This window comes from Neisseria sp. 27098_8_112 (assembly GCF_041433235.1).
Classification (GTDB): domain Bacteria; phylum Pseudomonadota; class Gammaproteobacteria; order Burkholderiales; family Neisseriaceae; genus Neisseria.
In genome coordinates, this window is sequence record NZ_JAPWBB010000010.1 from 1 (window position 1) to 18271 (window position 18271).

An 18271-nucleotide genomic window follows, 5' to 3' on the forward strand; every position below is an offset into this window, starting at 1 on the left:
AAATGTCTTGGTGGGAATTTAGGGGATTTTGGGGAATTTTGCAAAGGTCTCAAACTATGATTTCCTGATAGCCTCATTACTGGCAAAACATCATCTAAAACCATCCCTTGCTTAAACTCCAAACGTAAAAAAACCTGCTTTTTTCAAAGCAGGTTTTCATATTTGGTGGGTCGTGAGCGATTCGAACGCTCGACCAACGGATTAAAAGTCCGCTGCTCTACCGACTGAGCTAACGACCCGATAAGCTGTGCATTATAGATATGGGGCACACAGCTGTCAACACCTTTTTTAAACTTTTTTATTCGACGACGATTTTCGGGAAGCGGCTGCTGAAGTCTTTGCCTTTATCGGCAATGGTCAACGCGATTTGGAAGGCGGCTTCGATGTAGATGTCGGCGATGGTTTGGTTGTTTTCAAACAAGGCCGAAGATGTGCCGCTGTCCATGGCTTCGCGTACAGGCAGGCTCAACGGAAGCTGGCCGAGCAACGGTACGTTCAAACGCTCTGCCAAGTTTTTACCGCCTTCTGCGCCAAAGATTGCTTCGGCATGGCCGCAGTTGGAGCAGATATGGACAGACATGTTTTCCAAAACGCCCAAAATCGGGATATTGACTTTGTTGAACATATCCACGGCTTTACGTGCATCAATCAGGGCGATGTCTTGCGGCGTGGTCACAACAACGGAGCCGGTTACGGGGATTTTTTGCGACAGGGTCAATTGGATATCGCCTGTACCCGGCGGCAGGTCGATGAAGAGATAATCGACATTGTCCCACTCGCTTTGGAACATCAGCTGTTGCAATGCTTGGCTGACCATCGGACCGCGCCAAACGACGGCTTGGTCAGTATCGACTAAAAAACCGATAGACATTACTTGAATGCCGCTTTCGGCCTCAACGGGAATGAGTTTTTTGTTTTGTTGGTCGGGTTTGCGGTCTTGTACGCCGAGCATGGTGGGCTGGCTTGGGCCGTACAGGTCGGCATCGAGTACGCCGACGCGCGCGCCCATTCTGGCCATTGCGGTGGCAAGGTTGGCTGTGGTCGTTGATTTGCCGACGCCGCCTTTGCCCGATGCAACGGCGATAATGTTTTTCACGCCTTTGATGGTCGCCACGCCGGGTTGGACTTTGTGCGTACCGATTTCGGTATCGATACTCAAGTGAATGTGGGTATCGCCGGTATGCGAAATGACGGCTTCTTGAACGACGTTGGCAATGTCTGCGGCAATATGGGCAACTGGGAACGCGAATTTCAGGCCGATATGCAGGCCGTCTGAATGCTCTTCAAGGAGTGTAACGGCTTTTTCGCTGCCTAAGGTGCGCATTGTATGGGGAATCAATACGGCATCGAGTGCGGTTCGGATGGCTGGGATATTCATAATCTGCCTCTTGAATGTGGGAAATTGTTTATGTGCGCGATTTGTCGTGCGACAAATCTGCCAAATTATACCCTTGAACACCATGCAAGGGATACGCCCGAAAAACTTCAGGCTGCCTGAAACATCGGGCAGCCTGAAAAGAGGGGCAACTGAAACGCGGCCTTATTCGCTCAAGAGCGCAATGTCGGCAACTGCGTTCATTTGTTCTGCCAAGCGGTTCAACAGGTTCAAACGATTTTGCTTCACGGCGGCATCTTCAGCCATTACCATCACGCCGTCGAAGAATGCATCGACTTGCGGCTTGACGGAAGCCAGCTCGGACAAAGCAGTTTGGAAATTGCCTTCGGCAACGGCGGCGGAGATTTTCGGCTGCAAACCTTGCGCGGCGGCGTACAGGGCTTTTTCTTCGTCCTGTTGCAGCAGGCTTTCGTTAACCGCACCCAACTCGGCATCGGCTTTTTTCAGCAGGTTTTGTACGCGTTTGTTAGCAGCGGCGAGCGCGGCGGCTTCGGGCAACTGTTTGAACGCGGCAACGGCCTGCAGTTTCGCCACTACGTCGTCCAAACGGCGCGGCTGTTTCGCCAATACGGCGGCGACGATGTCTTGCGGATAATCGTTTTGCAATAACACGGCCAAACGCGCCTGCATGAAGTCGGCGGTTTCAGACGGCGTTTTCTCGTTGAGCAAACCTTGCGGGAAGCTGTTGAAGGCCGTCTGAATCAGTTCGTTTACGTCCAAACCATACTGCATCAGCATACGCAAAATACCCAATGCGGAGCGGCGCAGGGCGTATGGGTCTTTGTCGCCGGTCGGAATCAGACCGATGCCCCAAATGCCGACCAAGGTTTCCAGTTTGTCGGCCAAAGCAACGGCGGTTGCCACTTTGCCGTTCGGCAGGTTGTCGCCGGCAAAACGCGGTTGGTAATGTTGCTCGATGGCTTCGGCGATTTCTTTGGTTTCGCCGTCCAAGCGGGCATAGTATTTACCCATGGTGCCTTGCAGTTCGGGGAACTCGCCGACCATTTCGGTTACCAAGTCGGCTTTGGCCAAACGTGCGGCGCGCTCGGCTGCGGCGGCATCCGAGCCCAATGCTTTGGCAATGTGGGCGGCAATGCTTTGCAGACGCTCGATGCGTTCGGCTTGCGAACCGATTTTGTTGTGGTAAACCACGCTGGACAATTTCGGCAGGCGGCTTTCCAAAGTCGCTTTTTGGTCTTGTTTGTAGAAGAACTCGGCATCAGACAGGCGCGCGCGCAAAACGCGTTCGTTGCCTTGGATGATGTGTGACGGATCTTCGGTTTCTAGGTTGGACACCAGCAGGAAGCGGTTCATCAGTTTGCCGTTTTGGTCGAGCAATGGGAAGTATTTTTGGTTTTGCTGCATGGTCAGAATCAGGCATTCTTGAGGCACGGCGAGGAAGTGTTCTTCAAAACCGGCTTCCAATACCACAGGCCATTCGACCAATGCGGTCACTTCGTCCAACAAGGCTTCATCGGCGGCAACGGTCGCGTTCAGACGGCCTGCCTGCTCGTTCAAGGCCGTCTGAATGGCGGCTTTGCGTTCGGCAAACGAAGCGATGACTTTGCCTTGTTCACGCATTTGTGTGGCGTAGCTGTCGGCATTTTCGATGGCGATTTCGCCGCTGGAAAGGAAGCGGTGACCCAATGTTTGATTGCCGCTTTGCAGGCCCAAAACGCTGACGTTGACGATGTCGCCGCCGTGCAGCACGATCAGGCTGTGTACAGGGCGCACGAAGGTGAATGTGCTGCTGCCCCAACGCATGACTTTAGGAATCGGCAATTTTTTCACTGCGGCATTGATGATGTCTTCCAAAAGCTCGCCCAGCGGTTTGCCGGTTTGGACGTATTCGTAGGCGTACACGTCTTGCTTGCCGTCGTGGACGATGGTCAAGTCTTCGATTTTCGCACCCGCACCGCGCGCAAAACCTTCCAAAGCCTTAGTCGGCGCACCGTCTTTCATGGCATTCACCACGGCCGGGCCTTTTTTCACGATTTTTTGATCGGCTTGAACGGCTTTCACGTTTTTGACTTGAACGGCCAAACGGCGCGGAGAAGCGTAGGCAGTGTATTCGGCTGCGCCGTCAATCAGTTGCGCTTTTTCCAAGCCTTCGGCAACGGAAGCGGCAAAATGGTTGCCCAGATTATTGAGGGCTTTTGGCGGGAGTTCTTCAGTGAGAAGTTCGATTAAAAGGGTTTGGGTTGTCATGTGCTTATCGTTAAATAGGAAATTGGTTTGGCGTCTGAATATGGCATCATGCGGTTTTCAGACGCAAGGTTAATTGAATTGACGGCGATTTTATCATTTTCAGACGGCCTGTGGCTGTCTTTCACAAACAATTTGCCCGATTCTCAAGCAACTTCGTCCGCAACGTCTTCAATTTGCGGCGCGGATATACGGCAAACCACTGGTTTCGTCGTATTCGGGAATGTCACTTCCGGCAAACAGCGTACAGGCCAAACGCACGGCTGCACCGGTCACGACAGGAGAAATCATAAAACCGTGGCGGAACAGGCCGTTGACTTCAATCAGGCGGCGTTCGCGGTTGAAGCGGATTTCAGGGTTGTGGTGGTTTAAAGTTGGGCGCAGGCCGGTGGCCAGTTCCAAAAGGTTCGCCTCGCCAAATGCCGGATGCACGGCATACAGTGCGGACAAAAGTTCCAAACCGGAACGCACGCTTGCTGGCGCTTGGCTTTCGCTTTCAATTTGGGTCGCACCAATCACAAAAATATGGTTTTCCTTCGGCGCGATATACAAAGGATAGCGCGGATGCAGCAGGCGCACAGGGCGGGACAGCTCGATTTCAGGGGCGTAAACGCGCGCCACTTCGCCGCGAACGCCGCGCAAAACGCTTTCAGACGGCCTGTTCCACGCGCTCTTTGCGCCATAACCGCGGCAGTCGATGACCCAATCGTATTGCACCGCCAAATCTTCGACTTCGCGTTCGCACGACCAATGGCACGCTACATTCATTGATTCCAAAGCATCGGCAAGCGCATTCAATACCTGCCGTCCGTCCAACTGCCCTTCCGTCGGCAGATACAGGCCGTCTGAAAACCGCCCGGCCAGTTGCGGTTCGTTTGCTGCGATTTCATCCGCGTTCCAACGTATGGTTTCATGTTCCGCCACGCCGCCGCGCTTCAAATGACGGGCAAACTCGGCGGAAAGCGGCTTGTCCTGCGTATGCCAGACAATCAGGCTGCCGTTTTCCTGCATCATCACCGGCGTATTCAGACGGCCGACAATCGCGCGCCAAAGCGCGATGCTTTGTTTGCCTAAACGGATAACTTCGGGCGTTGCCTCCACCGCTTCAGCAGACGGCGCCAACATGGCCGCGGCAACATAAGCGGCGGCTTGCGCGCCGTCGCGTTCGCCTTTCTCAAACAACTCGACCGAAATGCCCTGCTCTGCCAGCTGGAACGCCATCAGACGGCCCGACAGACCGCCACCGAGTACCGCAACCTTAGACATTAGTTTCTCCTTGTTTTTAATATGAAAATGAACTGCATATTTTAGAACTTGTTTTGCTTTATCACAATATCGACACAAAATGAGAACAGTTTTTGCAGATCATGTTCGGGCTAAATCAGTAACACGTAAACAAAAATCTTCCCTCAAGCTACCAATCAGCTTTTATAAAAATATCTTCCTTACATAAAACCTATTATTTAGAGTGAGTTTGTCGTGGCAGTAAATTGTGTTGCCGTGCAGGCTTTTGACGCTGAATACGCCCACCTGTTTATCCGAACTTCACTTCCACCCCGAATACTTCCTGCCACAGTTTTCGCACATTGCCGTAATGGGTCAGCAATTCTTCCGTCACTTCGGTTTTTTTGGCATCGCGCAGTTTGGTGTTGTGTTGCTGCTGGCGGTAGAAGCGGTAGGCGGTGCGGCTTTGTTCGGCGAGGGTTTTATCGATGAGGCCGCAGTCGGCGGCGATGTTCAAGAGGGCAATGTTTCCGTAGTTATCGAGGAGTTGCGGATACTGGCGAGCATGGGCAAGGATGAGATATTGGACGATAAATTCAACGTCGACCACGCCGCCGCGCGCGTATTTGACGTTGCTGTCGGCAGGCGGATGGGTGGGGAACATTTTTTCGCGCATTTCGATGATTTCGCCTGCTAAAACGGTTTGGTCGCGTTCGGCGGTCAGCATTTCGGTGCGGATGCGGTCGAAGGCCGTCTGAACATCAGGCGTACCGCAGATAAAACGGGCGCGGGTAAGGGATTGGTGTTCCCACGTCCATGCGTTTTCGCGCTGGTATTTTTCAAAGGCGGCGATGCTGTGCGCGAGAAAACCTGCGTCACCGTTGGGGCGCAGGCGCAGGTCGGTTTCGTAGAGGCTGCCTGCGCCGGTGGCGGCGGAAAGCCAGTTGGTCAGGCGGCGGGCAAGGCGGCTGTAAACGTCGCCTGCATCGGAATGCGGGTCGTCGTAAAGATAGACCAAGTCGAGGTCGGAGGAATAGCTGAGCTCTTTACCGCCCAGTTTGCCGTAGCCGATGATGGCAAATTGCGGCGTGTCGCGGTGTTTTTTGGGCATATCCGCCCACGCGCATGGCACAGCGGCGGCGAGGATGGTGTCGGCAAGTGCGGAGAGTTGATCGGAAAGTGATTCTACCGTCCACAATTCGGCAAGGTCTTGAACGGCGAGGCGGAAGACTTGGGCGTGTTGGAAATGGCGCAATGTGTCCATTTGCGCTTCAGTATCGCCGCCGCAGGCTTTGAGGTCGTTTGAAAGGGCGACGGCGAGGGCTTGCCAGTCAAACGCGGTATCCAAAAGCTGGGCGCTGATGAGTTCGTCCAGCAGAATCGGGTATTTGCTCAGATACGCCGCCACCCATGAGCTTTGGCTCATGATTTGTGCCAGATGCACCAAGGTTTGCGGATGTTCGTTGAGGAAAGCGAGATAGGCGGAGCGGCGGCTGATGTTTTCGAGGAAGTCAAACAGCCGCATTAATGTATCGGTCGGGTTGGGTTGCTCGGCTGCCGCCTGTACCAACAACGGCACAATCGCATCAAAACGCGGCTGGGCGTGTGCGGAGAGGTGACGGTATTTATGGCCGTTGCGGATTTGGTCGAGCCGCGTGGCGATGGTTTCGGCATCAAACCCATATTCTTTCAGACGGCCTAGCCGTTCTTCTTCGTCAGGTTTTTCCTGCCATACCCATTGCCATTCGCTGTTGCTTTGCGTTTGTTCTTCGGGTTCGCTCAAGATTTCGTTGAACAACTGATTGACCTTGTTCCGATGAACATTGAGTCCGTCTGAAAAAGCGGCATAACTGTCGAAACCCATGCTTTCGGCGAGCAGTTGCTGCTGTTCGGGCGAGGTCGGTAGGGTTTGGGTTTGCTGGTCGTCCCAGTATTGTAGGCGGTGTTCGACATCGCGCAGGAATCGGTAGGCAGCCAGCAGGGTTTCGACGTTTTCAGACGGCATGATGCCCAGCTCGGCAAGTTTCTTCAGCGTTTCCTGCGTGCCTTTCAGTTGCAGCGCACGCATTTGGCCGCCGCGTATCATTTGGAAAATCTGGGCGATAAATTCGACTTCTCGAATACCGCCCGCACCGAGTTTGATGTTGTCCGCCATGCCTTTTTTGCTGACTTCGCTGCGGATTTGGCGGTGCAGGTTGCGCATTGCTTCATATGCGCTGTAATCCAGATATTTGCGGAATACGAAGGGGCGCACCAGCGATTTAATGTCGTTCGGATACGGCGTAACCACGCGGCCTTTGCACCACGCATAGCGTTCCCATTCTCGCCCTTGCGTAATCAAATATTGCTCCAGCGCGGTTTCACTCAATACCAGCGCGCCGGAGTCGCCGTCCGGCCGCAGCCGCATATCAACGCGGAACACCTGCCCGTCGGCGGTAATATCGTTCAGCAACGCAATCAGTTTCTGCCCGACTTTGGTGAAAAACTCCTGATTGCCGCGTTCGCGCCTGCCGTCGGTATCGCCCGATTCGGGGTAGATAAAAATCAAATCAATGTCGGAAGACACGTTCAACTCATATCCGCCCGCCTTACCCATCGCCACCACACTCAAATGCTGCGGCGATTTGGTATAACGCCCGATCGGCGTGCCATACATGTCCTGATAATAGGCGTAGGCAAAGTCCAACGCGGTATTGACGGCAAAATCGGCAAACAGCGTAATCGTGCGGGTTACTTCGTTCAAATCGCTGATGCGGTTGATATCGCGCACGATAATCTGCGACACGACATAACGGCGCAACTCGCGCAACTGCCGCGCCAACTCTTCCTCATTTTCTTCCGCGCGGATTTTGTCCCAATCGGCAAAAGCTTGAAAATCAGCTTCGGTCAAAACCTTGTCCAACATGGGCAGGAAAATTTCGGGCTTGAGTTTGCCGTTGTCGAGCTGGCGGGCGAGAAAAAGGGAATAACGGCGGGCAGTATCGAGGCGGTTCATAATCTTTGCCTGAATAAACAGAAAAGACCATCATAGCAAGGTTTCAGGCCGTCTGAAACCCACGCTTTCCCCTATCCGTGCAATCGGCTAAAATACCAACCTTTGCAACCCCACATAAGGAAACCGCCATGACCCGTATGGTTCACTGCGTCAAACTCGGCAAAGAAGCCGAAGGCATGAAATTTCCGCCGCTGCCCAACGAATTGGGCAAACGCATTTTTGAAAACGTTTCCCAAGAAGCATGGATGGCTTGGACCCGTCACCAAACCATGCTCATCAACGAAAACCGCCTAAGCCTTGCCGATCCGCGCGCGCGCGAATACCTCGCCCAGCAAATGGAACAATACTTCTTCGGCGACGGCGCAGATGCCGTACAAGGCTATGTTCCTCAAGAGCCTAAATAAGCATTGAAAAGCCAAGGCCGTCTGAAACCCGATTTTCAGACGGCCTTTAAAATTCCCGATTACCCCGCATATTAGACAAATAGAACAGATAAATCATACAAACCCATGATTCTCTGTTAGAATCCAAATTTCATTCATTTCAATCCACACTGGAGCAAACGCCATGCAAAACGACGTTTACGACTATACCTCGCAAGGCTCGGTTGCCAAAAATACCGTCCTGCAAAAAACCTACCGCCTGCTCGGCCTGTCTTTCATTCCTGCCATTGCCGGCGCGTTCTTTTCCGCCAAAACAGGCTTTAACATTTTCGCCATGTTCGGTTCATATTATGTTGCCCTGGCCGCCTTCTTCGGCTTCTTCTACGGCATGACCTCCCTGATCGAGAAAAACCGTTACAGCAACGTCGGCATCGCCCTGTTGATGATCTTCACTTTCGGCATGGGCCTTGCCATCAGCCCTATGCTGCAATACGCCCTGGCGATTAACAACGGCGCGCAAATCGTCGGTACGGCCGCCGCCATGACCGCCGGTGTATTCTTCACCATGTCCGCCATGGCGCGCCGCACCACAATGAACATGAACAAACTCGGCAGCTTCCTCGGCGCCGGCGCCATCGTGCTCATGATTGCCGTTGTGGCCAACCTCTTACTCAAAATCCCTGCCCTGAGCCTGACCATTGCTGTCGGCTTCGTTGTCTTCAGCTCCCTGATGATTATGTGGCAGGTGCGTACCGTCATTGACGGCGGCGAAGACAGCCACATCAGCGCGGCGCTGACCATCTTCATCTCCATCTACAACATTTTCAGCAGCCTCTTGAGAATCCTTATCTCTATTAGCGGTGACGACTGATAAAGCCGCAAAGGCCGTCTGAAATTTCAGACGGCCTTTTTGATTTTTGACATCACCGGCAAACTCCCCTATCCTGAACGCCACACAAACCCCATTCCCAACCCAAAATGACCACGACCACTCCGCGCCGTGCCGTGTACGCAGGCAGCTTCGACCCTCCCACCCTCGGCCACCTGTGGATGATACAGGAAGCCCAATCCCTCTTTGACGAACTCATCGTCGCCATCGGCACCAATCCCGAAAAGCGCTGCACCTACACCATAGAAGAACGCCACGCCATGCTCGATGCCATTACCCACCCGTTCCCCAACGTCCGCATCAGCGTGTTTGAAAACCGCTTTTTGGTCGATTATGCCCGCGAAGCCAAAGCCAATTTTATCGTCCGCGGCATCCGTTCCGCCGCCGACTACGAATACGAACGCTCGATGCGCTACATCAACAGCGACATCGCCCCCGAAATCTCCACCGTCTTCCTGATGCCGCCGCGCGAAATAGCCGAAGTGTCCTCCACCATGGTCAAAGGCTTGGTCGGCCCACAAGGCTGGCGCGACATGATAGGCCGCTACCTCCCCGACCCCGTCTATCAAAAAATCCTGCAAGACCACGAAACAAACACATAAAACAAAGGCCGTCCGAACATTTCAGACGGCCTTCCAATTTTCATTGATTATTGACGGGCAGACGTCAACGCCTGCAGGTTTTGATTCAACGTTTCCATGTCCAACCAACCGGCGGCAATAAACAGCATCAAAATCACCGTACCCACACACAGCACGCCGATACCATACAACACATAACCCACCAAAACACGGCCTACCGTCGCATTCCCCATCCACATCAAACCGCGTACCTGCACCACAAACACCCAAGCCTGCCACAACAGCGCAAACACAGCCAACGCCGGTACATACAACACCAGCAACAGTGGCAAGAGCAAAGCCTCAGACACCAAAATAAAGCCCCACAAAGGAAGCCGGGGCGCACCGTAATAATGCAGCACCTTGCGCATCGAGCGGCTCAACACCAACCATTTCACCATCACCAAAATCACCGACAGGCACACCGCCGCCGCACCGCTGCCAAACAAAGGCGACATGCTGGCCGCGTTCACCACACCCAACAGCAGCAACACCGCCGCCATCACCAAAGGCGAATACAAATACGTCTCCGGCGAACGATAGCGCAAACGCAAAACATCCCACATATCACGAACAAACACATACAGCATGGCATAAATCCAAAGCAAAAAAGCCGATTGTATCTTAGGCCGTCTGAAAATCAAACCGGCAAACTTAAAAACCGCCAATTAAAACGAAAAATAATTCAATACAAAACAAAATCTTAATTTACCGCCTCAAAAATAAAGCCTGCAAACGCTTGCACAAGGCAACGAAATTTGGTTTAATTCACATCTCGCAACGAAACACGCGAAGGCCAGATAGCTCAGTTGGTAGAGCAACGGATTGAAAATCCGTGTGTCGGCGGTTCGATTCCGCCTCTGGCCACCACCAGCCGCCTTGAAGCGGTTATTTTTTTATCTATACGATTTGCACTCCATACTCAACGCAAATCCCGTTCCAGACCATGCGTCCCGATTTCCACACAAGGCCGTCTGAAAAATTTCAGACGGCCGTTGTTCATGTTGGCATGACATAAAAATCCGTTTCACCGCCTCATTCCGACAGAATACGGCGCTTCCATCCAAACCGGCTGAAACCTTCGCGAACATACTGAATATGAATAAAGTTCAAGGCCGGTCGGTTTACTATATAATACCGTCCAAACCAACCATAACTTACTCATTGCGGGGAAGATAATGAAAAAAGTGCTGATTGTGCATTACTCGCAAACGGGGCAGCTCTCGAGCCTGGCGCGAAATTTTGCCGCGCCGTTGCAAACAGCCGGCATACAGGTCGATTGCGTCAATATCGTACCGGAGCAGGCATTTCCGTTTCCGTGGCCGTTTTGGCGTTTTTTCGATACCTTTCCTGAAACCGTCCATTTAAAACCCGCCCCGATTCTGCCGCCGCGAATCCCATCCGAAGATTACGATGTGGTGGTCATTGCCTACACCGTTTGGTTCCTCTCTCCTTCGCAACCGATTACCGCCTTTTTGCAACGCGAAGAAACGCGCCGGCTGCTGGACGGCAAACCGGTCATCACGCTTATCGGCTGCCGCAATATGTGGCTGGGCGCGCAGGAAAAAATGAAATCTTTGCTGAAACAAAACGGCGCAAAACTCATCGGCAACATCGTAAAAATCGATGACTGCAACAGCGCGGCAAGTTTCATTACCACGCCAGCATGGATGCTGACCGGCGACAAGCGCTATTTCCGCTCCCTACCCTCCGCCGGCATTGCTGAAGAAGAATTGGCGGATGCGGCGCGGTTTGGTACGAAATTGCGCGATACACTATTGAACCAACAGCCTTTGGACGAAACCCTGTTTCAAAACATGGGCGCGGTGACAGTGAATGAAAAACTGATTTTCAGCGAACGTGCCGCCGGCCGCAGCTTCTTCGTCTGGGGCAAACTTTTGATGGCAGCAGGCAGGATTTCTCCGCTTTTGCGCCGTGCGCTGCTGTGCTTCTACATCGTCTTTTTATTGGCGATGATTTTGGTGGTTTTACCCGTCAGCGTAATTTTGAAAAAGCTGCTGCATCCGTTGCTCAAAGGCCGTCTGAAAAAGCTGGCAGATTATTATGAGCAACCGTCAGGCAGATAATCTGTTTCAGACGGCCTCAAACCAGGAATCCATCATGCCCGAAGTTATCCACTACCCCGAACGCCGTCGCTTTCAAATCGACATTGACGGTTTGGAAGCAGGCTATATCAGCTATACCGAACATAACGGCGGCTGGGACGTAAACCATACCGTGGTCTCGCCCAACTTCCGTCATCGCGGCATTGCCAAACTGCTGGTGAGCGCGCTGATGGAATACGCCGAAACACACAACATCCCGTTAACTGCAAGCTGCGACTACGCGGCGCGGTTTATCGGTTGATTATTTTGACAACCACATCATGACATCGAATAACACACTCAAAGACGTTTATCTCAACCGCGTTTCTGCCTTTTTGCCCAATGCCCCTGTCGGCAATGACGAAATGGAAGCCGTCCTCGGCATGGCAGGCGATGTACCGTCACGCGTGCGCCGTATGATTTTGCGCTCCAACGGCATTTTGTCGCGCCATTACGCCATCGATCCCGAAAGCCGCCGCACGACGCACACCAATGCCGAGTTGGCGGCCGAAGCGGTCAATGGCCTGTTTGCCCAAGGCGTTCCAGCAGAAGCCATCGGCTGTCTGGCCTGCGCCACTTCCTATCCCGACCAAACCATGCCCGGACACGGCGTGATGGTGCATGGTTTGCTGGATATGCCGCCTTGCGAAGTGTTCAGCATGGCAGGCGTATGCGCGGCAGGCATGGCGGCGATGAAACACGCCTACAACGCCGTGCGTACCGGCGAACACGCACATGCGCTTTCCGTTGCTTCCGAAAACGCCTCGGCGGTCATGCGCGGCGAAGTGTTTCAAAGTGAAACCGACCATAAAAAACTGGAAAACGCGTCCCCCGAAATCGGGTTTGAAAAAGACTTTTTGCGCTGGATGCTGTCTGACGGCGCAGGTGCGGTGTATCTGTCCGACCGCCCCAATTCAGACTGCCTCAGCCTGAAAATCCATTGGATAGATCTGCTTTCCTACGCCAACGAAATGCCGCCCTGCATGTATGCCGGCGCAGAATTCCGCGACGGCGTATTTGAAGGTTGGAAACACGCCGATGCCGATTACGGCCGCCGCCACAGCCTGATGGCGGTCAAGCAGGACGTCAAACTGCTGAACGAAAACATCGTCCGCTATACGGTGGAAAAACCCCTCTCCCAAATCGCCGCCAAACACGGCATCCGCGCCGAAGAAATCGATTGGTTCCTGCCCCACTACTCTTCCGGCTTCTTCCGCGACCGCCTTTCAGACGGCCTGAAAAACATCGGCTTCGACATTCCGCAGGAAAAATGGTTTACCAATCTGCACAGCAAGGGCAACACGGGTTCGGCCTCGATTTACATCATCCTTGAAGAATTTATGCGCACTTTCCCCATCGAACACGGCCAAAAAATCCTGTGTTACGTTCCGGAAAGCGGACGTTTTTCAACATGTTTCATGCTTTTGGAAGCAGTAAAGGCCGTCTGAATGAAGATTGACGACATCCCTCAAGACAACAGCGCCAGCTACCACGGCCACCGCAAAGTCATCTACGGCACCCGCGACGGCCACTACGAAGCGGCCACCAGCAACGGTTGGCAGGACGAAGCCTACGCCACCGAAATGGCGGTGTGCGAACTCGATGCCCAAACGCAGGCCGCGCGCGAAGCCGTCGAAAAAGGCGAATACTCGCCGCTGTACTACCATATGTTCCGCTGTCGTTATGATGAAACCGGCTTGGCCATGGCAGCAGGCGTATGGAAATGGCAGCTTCGTCGGCATTTCCGCCCCGAAGTGTTCGCCAAACTACCGGCCAAAACCCTGCAAAAATACGCCGATGCCTGCCAAATCAGCATAGACGGCCTCAAACAAACCGATATTTAAAGCCCCTCATGATTACCCTGCATTCTCTCGATCAATCCCGCGCCCTGCGCATTGTTTGGCTGCTTGAAATCCTCGGTACACCTTACCGTCTGCAAACCTACCGCCGTCATCCCGACACTTTGCTCGCCCCTGACGAACTCAAGGCCATCCATCCCTTGGGCAAATCGCCTTTATTGGATGATGACGGCTTTATCTTGGCGGAAAGCGGCGCGATTACCGACTATCTGATTCAAACCTACGGCAACGGCCGTCTGATGCCCGAACGCGGCAGCCGCGAATACTGGCAATATCAACGCTGGCTGCATTATGCCGAAGGTTCACTGATGCCGTTATTGCTGCTCGGACTGGTGTTCCGCCGGATTGAAAGCGCGCCCATGCCGTTTTTCGTCAAACCGATTGCCCGCAAAATCAGCGGCAGCGTCAAAAGCAGCTTTATCCTTCCGCAAGCCGCGCTGCATCTTTCCCACATCAACAGCGAGTTGGAAAACCGCGAATGGTTGGTCGGCAACAGCCTCAGCGGTGCCGACATCATGATGAGCTATCCGCTGCAAGCTGCGGCCGACCGCTTCGATTTTTCCGACTACCCCAATATCCGCGCTTATTTGCAGCGCATCGAAGCGCATGAAGCCTACTGCCGCGCCGTTGAAAAAGCAGGTTCGCCTTTATTGAAACTCGACCAATAAAACAAGGCCGTCTGAAACGTTTTCAGACGGCCTGAAACCTTGGTTCACTTATCGAATAGCTTTGCAGCAAACGACGTTTTTACCCAAGCGCCGCCCGAGTGCTTTGTTCCCCCTCACCGTTCCACTATAATGGCAACCCATATCCTTCTAAAAAATAACACCATGCCAACCGACAACCGCCCGACTCTTGCCATCGACACCAGCACATCCTTTTTGTCCATCGCATTGGAACATCAAGGCGAAATCCGCCTGTTTCACGAAAACGTCGGCACCAAGCAATCCGAACAAATCCTGCCGCAAATCGAACGCCTCTTTAAAGAAGCGGGCATCACGGCCGCCGATTTGGGCTGCATCGTTTATGCACAAGGTCCCGGCGCATTTACCGGCCTGCGTATCGGCGCGGCGGTTGCACAAGGTTTGGCCACGCCGTTTGACACGCCCATGATCGGCATTCCCTGCCTCGATGCCGCCGCTTCGCTGCCGCCGCCATCAAGCTGTGTACTGGCGGCCACCGATGCGCGTATGGGCGAAGTGTTCTACGCATGGTTTGATACGCAAAACCACGTCCGCTTGAGCGATTACACGGTTGGCAAAGCCGCCGCCATTACTGCGCCCGAAGGCAAAACGCCTACCGGCGGCATCGGCAATGCCTTTGCCCTCGCCGACAAACCGCCTTTTGACGGTCAATCCGATATGCCGACCGCCGCCGACTATCTCAAACTTGCCCGCAGCGGCCGCTATCTTGCTACTGACGCGGCGCACGCCGAGCTGCTCTACGTCCGCAACAAAATTGCCCTGACCGCGCAAGAGCAAGCCCAACAAAAGGCCAAACCGTGAACCTGCGCCCAGCCTTACTTGCCGACTGCCCCACCCTTGCCGCCATCGACGCACAAGGCAATCCTTCGCCGTGGACGGCGCAGCAGTTTGAATCGGCGGTTCAACACCATCCCGACAGCGTTTGGCTCAGCCAGGCAGACCACCAAATTACCGGCTTTATCGTGTGGCAAACCGTGTTTGACGAATCCGAGCTGCACCTGATTGCCGTCGCGCCCGAATACCGCCGCCAAGGCATTGCGTCCGCCCTGCTGCAACACTGGCAAAACACTGTGCAACAGCAAGGCGCAACCCGATTGCTGCTCGAAGTCCGCGCAAGCAATGAAACCGCGCAACAGCTCTACCGCAAACACGGCTTCCAAACCTGCGGCCGCCGCAAAAACTACTACGCCCTGCCCGACGGTGGCAGCGAAGATGCCGTATTGATGGAGAAATCATGTTAAGCAGCCGTTACCTGCACCTGCACGAAGCCTTGGGCTTGGGCCCGATGTGGCTGAACCAAAACGCCAAAATCATCCATGCCACGCCTCAAGCCGCAGCATCAGCCACACCCGTCCGCCCCAAAACCATTGCTGCCGATACCGCGCAAACCGTGCGTACTTTATCCGCAGGTGCCCATCAGGCACGCACTGCCGCCATCGCTACTGCGCAAACGGCCAAACCGGCTGTCCATGCTCCCGAAGCAGCACCCAAAGCCATTGCCGAAACAGCGGCAAAAACAGAAAAAACCGCACATTCAGACAATCTGCCCCGTCTTGACGTAACCATCAGGCCGTCTGAAATCATGGTGGTCAGCATTTGCCCGTCCACCGAAGACAGCCTGCACGGTACGCTGTTTAGCGGCGACGTCGGCACGCTTCTCGACAACATCCTCGCCGCCATCGGCCTCAAGCCCGAGCAGGCGCATAAAACCGCATGGGTCAAAACCGCGCCCGTATTCACCGCCCTGCCCGATGCCGAACACATCCGCTCCGAGCTTGCCGAGATGCAAAATGAGCTGGCCACTTCGCAAGCGCGCGCAGTATTGTTCCTCGGCAAAATCTTTGATAGCCCCGACATGATCGGGTTGATGAACGAATTGTGCGCAGAGCGGCCGCATTTCGTCATTCCCCACCCCGCCCGCCTACTGATGCAACCGCAACTCAAAGCGCAGGCATGGCAAATCTTAAAGCCATTGAAACAGCTTTTGACCAAGGCCGTCTGAACATTCTGTTCAACCTAAAATCAGGTTTTCACCAACAAAAAAGGGCGTGTTCGACACGCCCTAATGTTTTTCAATATTCCGCCGAATGCCAGAAAGGCTGACCCACCGTCGGCGTACTGGCACGCGCTTTCTCACGCGCCTCCACAGGTTCCGCCTCATAAGCCAGACGGCCCGACTCGACTGCAAGCGCAAAAGCGCGTGCCATATTGACCGGATCGCCGCTGCGGGAAACGGCGGTGTTCAGCAACACGCCGTCAAAGCCCCATTCCATCACTTGCGCCGCCTGCGAAGGCAAACCCAAACCGGCATCAATAATCAACGGCGTGTCGGGCAGGCGTTCGCGCAGGACTTTCAGCGCATAAGCATGAACCGCGCCCAAACCCGTGCCAATCGGCGCCGCCCACGGCATCAACGCCTGACAGCCTGCGTCAAGCAGTCGGCGGCAGGCAATCAGGTCTTCGGTACAATAAGGCAGCACTTTGAAGCCATCTTTAATCAGGATTTCCGCCGCTTCGACAAGCTGGAATACGTCCGGCTGCAACGTGTCATCATCGCCGATAAGTTCGAGCTTGATCCAATCGGTATCAAACACTTCGCGCGCCATTTGCGCAGTGGTCACGGCTTCCTGCACGCTTTGGCAGCCTGCGGTATTAGGCAACACAGGCACGCCCATTTCTTCCAACAACGACCAAAAGCCCTGCCCGTGCGCTTCGCCGCCGCTGCCGGCACGACGCAACGAAACGGTAATCATCGCCGGTTGTGCGATTTGGACAGACTGCTTGAGGATTTCCGGCGTCGGATAAGCAGCCGTACCGAGCAGCAGCCGTGAAGGGAAAGTTTCTCCATATAGGGTAAACATGATGGATTCCTTTATAATATTTTTTAGATTTTAAGCATAAGACAATCGGGCAATCCTGCCCGATATTCAAACAGGCAAAAGTCGGGCGCAAATACCTGACCTGTTGATTGCAAACCTCTTATCCGCCGACTACAGGGCGCACAATATCCACTTTGTCGTTTTCGTTCAAAACCGTTTCCGCATACGCGCCTTTGGCGACAAAATGGGTATTGACGGCAACGGCAAACGGTTTTTGCGGCGCGGTTTGGGCGATAAGGTCGGCGATAGTTGTGCCGTTTAATGTGATGGCTTCATTGTTTAATATAATCTTCATGATGTTTGCTCCTCTTATCGGGCTTCTTATTTTCAGACGGCCTTATTCATTCCACAAAGCCTGAAACGCTTTAACCACGGCTTCGGGATTTTCCGCTTCGGTAACGGCGCGGACGACGGCGAGGGAGGAAACGCCGGTGGCAAGTACATCTTCAGCGTTGTTCAAATCGATGCCTCCGATGGCGACGACGGGCGTGCCGCGTGCCTGTCTGACGTATTCGCGCAGTTTGTCCAGGCCTTGCGGGGCGGTGGGCATTTGTTTGGTTGTGGTCGGGAAAATCGCTCCGCTGGCAACATAGCTGGGATGTACGGACAAGGCGCGGTCGAGTTCGGCGACGGAGTGCGTACTCAAGCCCAAGCGCAAACCGGCGGCCTCAATCGCGGCGAGATCGGCAGTGTCCATGTCTTCCTGTCCGAGATGTACGCCGTATGCACCTGCGGCAATCGCTTCGCGCCAGTGGTCGTTGATAAAAAGCTGGGTTACGCTGTTTTGACAGGCTGCAACGCAACGTTCGATCTCGCGTTTCAACTCGTCGCCATGCAAGGTTTTGCAACGCAGTTGCACTGTGTCGGCACCTGCTTTGACCATACGCTCGACCCAGTCGGCGGTGGGAACGACGGCGTAAAATTTCAGGGGGAATTTGAGTGGCGGGAAATTCATGGCGTCTCCGAATCGGACAAATTGTTGTCATGTTATCAGAAAGGCCGTCTGAATAAT

Annotated in this window: 19 protein-coding genes and 2 tRNA genes; 12 read left to right on the plus strand and 9 right to left on the minus strand. The window is 54.0% G+C overall.

Features of this window, described 5'->3' with window-relative positions; all coding sequences use genetic code 11:
* Positions 1 to 163: 163 nt before the first annotated feature.
* From O3682_RS07535 to glnE, 5 genes are all read right to left on the minus strand, one after another.
* Positions 164 to 239: transfer RNA gene (locus O3682_RS07535), tRNA-Lys, on the minus strand.
* Positions 240 to 298: 59 nt separating this feature from the next.
* Positions 299 to 1378 (minus strand): iron-sulfur cluster carrier protein ApbC, encoded by a 1080-nt coding sequence (gene apbC, locus O3682_RS07540; protein ID WP_371509378.1) that lies wholly within the window; start codon positions 1376 to 1378, stop codon positions 299 to 301.
* Positions 1379 to 1540: 162 nt separating this feature from the next.
* The gene (gene glyS / locus O3682_RS07545; protein ID WP_371509380.1) at positions 1541 to 3604 is read right to left on the minus strand and encodes a glycine--tRNA ligase subunit beta; all 2064 of its coding nucleotides are present in this window, start codon (positions 3602 to 3604) and stop codon (positions 1541 to 1543) included.
* Between the two features lie 168 nt (positions 3605 to 3772).
* Complete coding sequence (locus tag O3682_RS07550; protein WP_371509382.1) at positions 3773 to 4867, minus strand: FAD-dependent oxidoreductase; 1095 nt, start codon at positions 4865 to 4867, stop codon at positions 3773 to 3775.
* Positions 4868 to 5135: 268 nt separating this feature from the next.
* The gene (gene glnE, locus O3682_RS07555) at positions 5136 to 7820 is read right to left on the minus strand and encodes a bifunctional [glutamate--ammonia ligase]-adenylyl-L-tyrosine phosphorylase/[glutamate--ammonia-ligase] adenylyltransferase (protein ID WP_371509384.1); all 2685 of its coding nucleotides are present in this window, start codon (positions 7818 to 7820) and stop codon (positions 5136 to 5138) included.
* A 128-nt stretch (positions 7821 to 7948) separates the two neighbouring features.
* Here glnE and O3682_RS07560 point away from each other — a divergent pair, with 128 nt between their 5' ends.
* From O3682_RS07560 to coaD, 3 genes are all read left to right on the plus strand, one after another.
* Positions 7949 to 8224, plus strand: a complete 276-nt coding sequence (locus O3682_RS07560) for an oxidative damage protection protein (protein WP_003682648.1) — start codon at positions 7949 to 7951, stop codon at positions 8222 to 8224.
* A gap of 163 nt (positions 8225 to 8387) precedes the next feature.
* Positions 8388 to 9074 carry a Bax inhibitor-1 family protein gene (locus O3682_RS07565; RefSeq protein WP_371509385.1) on the plus strand — a complete coding sequence of 229 codons (687 nt, stop codon included), beginning with the start codon at positions 8388 to 8390 and terminating at the stop codon, positions 9072 to 9074.
* Positions 9075 to 9181: 107 nt separating this feature from the next.
* Positions 9182 to 9694: a pantetheine-phosphate adenylyltransferase gene (coaD, locus tag O3682_RS07570; RefSeq protein WP_371509387.1), complete on the plus strand. Its 513-nt coding sequence runs from the start codon at positions 9182 to 9184 to the stop codon at positions 9692 to 9694.
* A gap of 47 nt (positions 9695 to 9741) precedes the next feature.
* Here the strand turns inward: coaD and O3682_RS07575 are convergent, their stop codons facing one another.
* Positions 9742 to 10302, minus strand: a complete 561-nt coding sequence (locus tag O3682_RS07575; protein WP_371509389.1) for a hypothetical protein — start codon at positions 10300 to 10302, stop codon at positions 9742 to 9744.
* Positions 10303 to 10506: 204 nt separating this feature from the next.
* On the opposite strand from O3682_RS07575, the gene O3682_RS07580 reads away from it, so the two are divergent.
* From O3682_RS07580 to O3682_RS07620, 9 genes are all read left to right on the plus strand, one after another.
* A tRNA-Phe gene (locus O3682_RS07580) sits at positions 10507 to 10582 on the plus strand.
* 308 nt (positions 10583 to 10890) lie between these two features.
* Positions 10891 to 11799, plus strand: a complete 909-nt coding sequence (locus O3682_RS07585; protein ID WP_371509390.1) for a dialkylrecorsinol condensing enzyme — start codon at positions 10891 to 10893, stop codon at positions 11797 to 11799.
* 34 nt (positions 11800 to 11833) lie between these two features.
* Complete coding sequence (locus O3682_RS07590; RefSeq protein WP_049332250.1) at positions 11834 to 12079, plus strand: GNAT family N-acetyltransferase; 246 nt, start codon at positions 11834 to 11836, stop codon at positions 12077 to 12079.
* 19 nt (positions 12080 to 12098) lie between these two features.
* Entirely contained in the window at positions 12099 to 13265 is a 1167-nt protein-coding gene (locus O3682_RS07595) for a beta-ketoacyl-ACP synthase III (protein ID WP_371509392.1), read from the plus strand.
* Positions 13266 to 13661 (plus strand): DarG family dialkylresorcinol biosynthesis protein, encoded by a 396-nt coding sequence (locus O3682_RS07600; protein ID WP_049332227.1) that lies wholly within the window; start codon positions 13266 to 13268, stop codon positions 13659 to 13661.
* Positions 13662 to 13669: 8 nt separating this feature from the next.
* A complete protein-coding gene (locus O3682_RS07605) occupies positions 13670 to 14344 on the plus strand; it encodes a glutathione S-transferase family protein (RefSeq protein ID WP_371509395.1) in 675 nt (224 codons plus the stop codon).
* A 129-nt stretch (positions 14345 to 14473) separates the two neighbouring features.
* A complete protein-coding gene (gene tsaB / locus O3682_RS07610) occupies positions 14474 to 15181 on the plus strand; it encodes a tRNA (adenosine(37)-N6)-threonylcarbamoyltransferase complex dimerization subunit type 1 TsaB (RefSeq protein WP_371509500.1) in 708 nt (235 codons plus the stop codon).
* The gene (gene rimI, locus O3682_RS07615) at positions 15178 to 15621 is read left to right on the plus strand and encodes a ribosomal protein S18-alanine N-acetyltransferase (RefSeq protein WP_070843308.1); all 444 of its coding nucleotides are present in this window, start codon (positions 15178 to 15180) and stop codon (positions 15619 to 15621) included. Before tsaB ends, rimI begins: the two co-directional genes overlap by 4 nt.
* Positions 15615 to 16382, plus strand: coding sequence for a uracil-DNA glycosylase family protein (locus O3682_RS07620; RefSeq protein ID WP_371509397.1), 768 nt, complete (start codon positions 15615 to 15617; stop codon positions 16380 to 16382). The genes rimI and O3682_RS07620 overlap by 7 nt, the downstream gene beginning before the upstream one ends.
* Positions 16383 to 16452: 70 nt before the next feature.
* Here O3682_RS07620 and O3682_RS07625 read toward each other — a convergent pair whose 3' ends face one another.
* From O3682_RS07625 to thiE, 3 genes are all read right to left on the minus strand, one after another.
* Positions 16453 to 17241 carry a thiazole synthase gene (locus O3682_RS07625; protein ID WP_049332237.1) on the minus strand — a complete coding sequence of 263 codons (789 nt, stop codon included), beginning with the start codon at positions 17239 to 17241 and terminating at the stop codon, positions 16453 to 16455.
* 118 nt (positions 17242 to 17359) lie between these two features.
* Positions 17360 to 17554: a sulfur carrier protein ThiS gene (gene thiS / locus O3682_RS07630; protein WP_308881862.1), complete on the minus strand. Its 195-nt coding sequence runs from the start codon at positions 17552 to 17554 to the stop codon at positions 17360 to 17362.
* Positions 17555 to 17596: 42 nt separating this feature from the next.
* Positions 17597 to 18214: a thiamine phosphate synthase gene (thiE, locus tag O3682_RS07635; RefSeq protein ID WP_371509400.1), complete on the minus strand. Its 618-nt coding sequence runs from the start codon at positions 18212 to 18214 to the stop codon at positions 17597 to 17599.
* Between the last annotated feature and the right edge of the window lie 57 nt (positions 18215 to 18271).